Here is a 3,690-nt window from a genome sequence, read left to right as displayed (position 1 = left end):
GCCAACCCAGAAAATTACCTGCCATGGAATTATCTAGAAAATAGTGAGTAACGGCTGACTTGCTTTCCAAAAAAGACTGAATTGGGCTAACCGCCCAAGTCAAACTATGCAGCCGTAAGCTCACGATGGTTCGCATCATGACTGGTTTGAAGGTCGATCAGATAAATGCTGTCTACTGGTGTTCATTGATGATGCTACGGGCAGACTGATGACATTGCGCTTCAGTGAAGTAGAGTCAACGTATGACTATATGAACGCAACACGCCAATATATCGAACAGCACGGCAAGCCTGTCGCCTTTTACAGTGATAAGCATTCTGTTTTTAAAATCAATAAAAAAGCCCCCTTAACTGGAAAGCAGATGACCGAATATGGGCGTGCACTTTATGAACTGAATATTGAATTAATTTGTGCAAACAGCTCTCAGGCTAAAGGAAGAGTTGAGCGTGCGAATAAGACATTACAAGACCGCTTAATCAAAGAAATGCGACTCTAGCATCAACTCAATGGAAGAAGCAAACGCCTGGATGCCAACCTTTATTGAAGATTTTAATCATCGCTTTGCACGGGCACCACATAGTTTAAAAGAAGCTCATCGCTCATTACGAGAAAGTCACGATGAACTGGATGATATTTTCGCTCGCCAAAAGACACGCAAGGTATCTAAAGCCTTAACACTGCAATATGACAAAGTGGTCTACCTGATAGAGTCCAGCAGTACGACAGATCGTTTAGTAGGCAAGAATGTGATGATATACGACTACCCTGACGGCACCGTGAGTATAAAACATTGTGGTAATGCATTGCCCTACCAGATCTTCGATAAGCTACGACAAGTTAACCAAGCTGAAGTGGTTGATAATAAAAGGCTGGGTGCTGCACTCGCCTTTGCTAAACGTAGTCAGGAAGAAAGGAGTAAAACCTTGGAAAGAACTCGGAGTAGTAAAACCTTCAGTCGCACAGCACAGAAAAAAGCTCGCCAAGTTAACTCTGTATTATTAAATCCACTGCCTCCAGATAAGTAGTTTATGTGACATTACTAAATTGGTGAACTATGTGACATTTTAAACTTGCGCTAACATTAACATGATGCCGCATTAACATGATGCCGCTGAGCCGTATGCAGTGAAATTTGTACGTACGGTTCTTAGGAGGACGGCACCTGGTAACAGGTGTCGTCTATCCGCCCCTTAGCGATCCAGAACACCAACTCGCTAGCGCCCCAAAAGCGTGTCATAAACTTACAAAATTGAGGCCAATTTCACTTGGACGCAACATAATAGACCCATAATGGATAACCCACAGCCTATAAGCACATGTTATAATCACAAATTTGGTTCGCTAAATGATAATTTCAGAGTACCCTTCAAAGCTGAGCTTACCGCAGACTAACCCCGGCGTTGCCACAGTGTTGGAATATCTGATCATTAAATTCCCTTATATTGATGCCCATATTTGGCGACAACGCATCGCCGATGGTAAGGTACATTGTCACGACGGTTCACTGATAACGACACAATCACTTTTTAAAGCACAGCAACGGATCTACTATTACAGAGAAGTCGAAAACGAGCCTTGCATTCCCTTCAGAGAAACGATTATATTTCAGGATCAACATATTTTAGTAGCCTATAAACCTCACTTTCTAGCGGTTATCCCCGGCGGTAAATATGTAAATGAATGTTTGCAAAATCGTTTACGACGCAGCACTGGTATTGAGTCTCTACAAGCGTTACACCGCTTAGATAGAGTGACCGCTGGATTGGTCATATTCTCTGTTACCCCAGACTCCCGTCATCGTTACCATCATTTATTTGAAACACGACAAATACACAAAACCTACCAGGCAATTGCCAAAATTAGTGATGGTGAAAACCTTATAGGGCAGGAATGGGAAGTGAAGAATCGTATCATACGATCCGAACCACGGTTTTGCATGCGTGTGGCCGAGGGAGAAGCCAATAGCCACTCTGTGATTCGATGCGTGCAACAATCTACTCAGAAGGCGTTATTTGAATTAAACCCCGTTACAGGTAAAACCCATCAGTTACGTGTTCACATGCAGGCGCTGGGCTGGCCCATACTAAATGATAAATACTACCCGCAATTACAGCCACTATCTGCGGATAACTATTCAACACCATTACAGTTACTAGCAAAGGATCTTCAATTTATTGATCCCGTGACTCAGCAACTAAGATCCTTTAGTTATGGCAGTAACTTATCGCTAAGATGAGGAAAAACAACCAACAGTAGGAAAACTCGCTAACGCCCAATAGCGTACTTAGAGGCAAAAGGAAAAATCTGAGCCTCGCCCTTTAAATTAAAATCAGTGACTAGGTTAACTTATCACAAAGCGAACCAATGAATCGTGAGGTTGAGTCATTACAGTGTTCGTAAACCTGAAATAACGGTTTCGGCTTTGTGAATATAAGGAATTATTTATCAGCAGGGAACGTCACACCAGTTTGACGACGTATCTCAGTCGTCACTTCCGATACGTCTAAAGAACGTTGCACAAAGGCTGGATTCATTGAGCCTTCATGGATTTGTTCAGCAAAAGCTACTGCTTCATATATCATTGAATTGTCTTCTTGTTCAACATGCATCACTTGCGGTTTTGCCCCTCTTTTTTGGATGGTGAAGGCATTACATTCAGATATTTCCTTAATGAGAATCACACCATCTTCACCTTGAAGTTCACTCGCGACATTTCCATCAGATACTTTAGAGTGTTGAATGGTGAGCAAAAAATTTGGGTATTCAAAAATGGCGGTACCGTGAGCATCAACACCTGAATCAAGCAATTTTGCGCTCGCTTGTATGTTATCGGGCTTACCAAATAAAGACACCGCAGCTGAAACACAGTAAAAACCAATATCCATGATTGACCCGTTTGAATAGGCCGGGTTGAATGTGTTCGGATTTTCTCCATCGAGATACTTTTGGTATCGCGAGGAGTACTGGCAGTAATTTAAATACACACTGCGCAATTTTCCTATTGCGCTAAGATTCAGCTTAAGTTCTTTAAAATTAGGTAGAAATTCGGTTTTAAACGCTTCAAAAAGAATGACATGCTGTTCTTTAGCGCAGTGATACATCAGTGTTGCTTCGTCAATGTTAGAGGCAATCGGCTTTTCACAAATAACATGTTTACCATATTTCATCATGAGAATAGCTTGTTCGCAATGTAGACTGTTTGGGGATGCAATATAGACAGCATCGATAGTTTTATCCATACCGAGTTCTTCTAAATTATTGTAAAAATTACAATTTGGAGCTTGGTGGCGTTGAGCAAAGCCATGCGCACTATCTAGTCGACGAGAGTAAACCGCCCCTAATTGGAAATGATTGCTCTGTAGAGCGGCTTCTACAAATCTTTCTGATATCCAGTTAGTTCCAATTACTGCTAAGTTGATCATCTTTTCTCCTGGTTACGTTGCATGTTAGCGGGAAAAAGTAGAAAAAAAGGAAAAAAAGTAGGACAGCCAAATCTTTTAAAATTAATGTTAATGAAAAGTCCGAGTGATCGCCACAAATGATCGGACTTTTGCGCGGTGAAGTTGTAAAAAAGTGGATTTGCTGTGGTTATGTTAAATAATGAGGAATTTTACAGAAATTGAAACATCGACATCCCTTAGCAAGATGCTAATGAGATAAAAAACTGTCAACAATGACTTTTAATGAAGC

At 41.3% G+C, this 3,690-nt stretch carries 2 protein-coding genes and 1 pseudogene; 2 read left to right on the top strand and 1 reads right to left on the bottom strand.

Annotated elements, in window-relative coordinates:
• Positions 1-124 precede the first annotated feature (124 nt).
• Positions 125-1,025 (top strand): annotated as a pseudogene (locus KSO91_RS18055) (ISNCY family transposase); the annotation flags it as partial.
• Between the two features lie 320 nt (positions 1,026-1,345).
• The gene (locus KSO91_RS16460; RefSeq protein WP_238744111.1) at positions 1,346-2,236 is read left to right on the top strand and encodes a pseudouridine synthase; all 891 of its coding nucleotides are present in this window, start codon (positions 1,346-1,348) and stop codon (positions 2,234-2,236) included.
• 202 nt (positions 2,237-2,438) lie between these two features.
• On the opposite strand, the gene KSO91_RS16455 is transcribed toward KSO91_RS16460, so the two are convergent.
• Positions 2,439-3,422, bottom strand: coding sequence for a Gfo/Idh/MocA family protein (locus KSO91_RS16455; protein ID WP_238744110.1), 984 nt, complete (start codon positions 3,420-3,422; stop codon positions 2,439-2,441).
• Positions 3,423-3,690: the final 268 nt, after the last annotated feature.

The sequence above is a fragment of the Psychromonas antarctica genome, from assembly GCF_022267535.1.
GTDB lineage: Bacteria > Pseudomonadota > Gammaproteobacteria > Enterobacterales > Psychromonadaceae > Psychromonas > Psychromonas antarctica.
Note: the sequence above shows the minus strand (reverse complement) of the source record. Positions and strands in the feature narration are given on the sequence as shown.

Coding starts and splice junctions, on each gene's coding strand:
- KSO91_RS16460 (WP_238744111.1), top strand. CDS start 1,346: ATGATAATTTCAGAGTACCCTTCAAAGCTGAGCTTACCGCAGACTAAC.
- KSO91_RS16455 (WP_238744110.1), bottom strand. CDS start 3,422: ATGATCAACTTAGCAGTAATTGGAACTAACTGGATATCAGAAAGATTT.